Below are 726 nucleotides of genomic sequence, written 5' to 3'. Positions count from 1 at the left end.
GGTCTATTCTGACTGCTGGCAACCTATGGAGCGTTTTACCTGAAACAGAAAAGGATGATCCTTTAAAAATAACATTGCAAGTGCAAGCTGGAATGTCCGGATTCACTGTTGCAAAGGCATTTGAAAAGAATCGTATCTATCCTGAATTGGCAACACATAATCAGGTTTTATTTGTTCACGGACTTGCGGCATTCCAGGAAAAAGATCAATTGAATGTATCAGTAAAAAGAATATCGGAACAGTTAAAAATGATGGACAAGCATGCTACAATAGATATAGGAAAGCTATTTCCTAGACCCATTGATGAACTGTCAATGGATTATCAGCAAATGAATAAGCGAAAGGCAATTCGAGTTTCTGTTGAAAAGGCAATTGGGGAAGTTGCAGCTGATTCAATTATTCCATATCCTCCAGGTGTTCCAATACTGATAAAAGGGGAGCGGATAACAGTGGACCATATCGTTTTACTGACAGAACTTATGGAACAAGGCGCTAACATCCAAACAGACGATATTGCTAAAGGAATATATATATATAAAGGAGATAACCCCTTGTGAGTGGATACTTTATAACACTTGAAGGTGGAGATGGCGCTGGCAAGACATCCATTCTTCAATTATTAGAACAGACATTAGTAGAAAAAGGCTATAGTGTCTTAGCAACAAGAGAACCAGGTGGAATCGAAATTGCTGAGAAAATCAGACATATTATTTTGGATAAAGAGCA

The 726-nt window shown here is 38.0% G+C and carries 2 protein-coding genes; both read left to right on the top strand.

The window, feature by feature from the left end:
• Window positions 1–557, top strand: a 557-nt coding sequence (locus AC3G7N_RS21010; protein WP_489424095.1) for an Orn/Lys/Arg family decarboxylase, incomplete at its 5' end; no start/stop codon positions are given.
• Window positions 554–726, top strand: a 173-nt coding sequence (locus AC3G7N_RS21005) for a dTMP kinase (RefSeq protein WP_489424096.1), incomplete at its 3' end; no start/stop codon positions are given. The genes AC3G7N_RS21010 and AC3G7N_RS21005, both read left to right, overlap by 4 nt.

The sequence above is a fragment of the Virgibacillus carmonensis genome, assembly GCF_057836705.1.
Note: the sequence above shows the minus strand (reverse complement) of the source record. Positions and strands in the feature narration are given on the sequence as shown.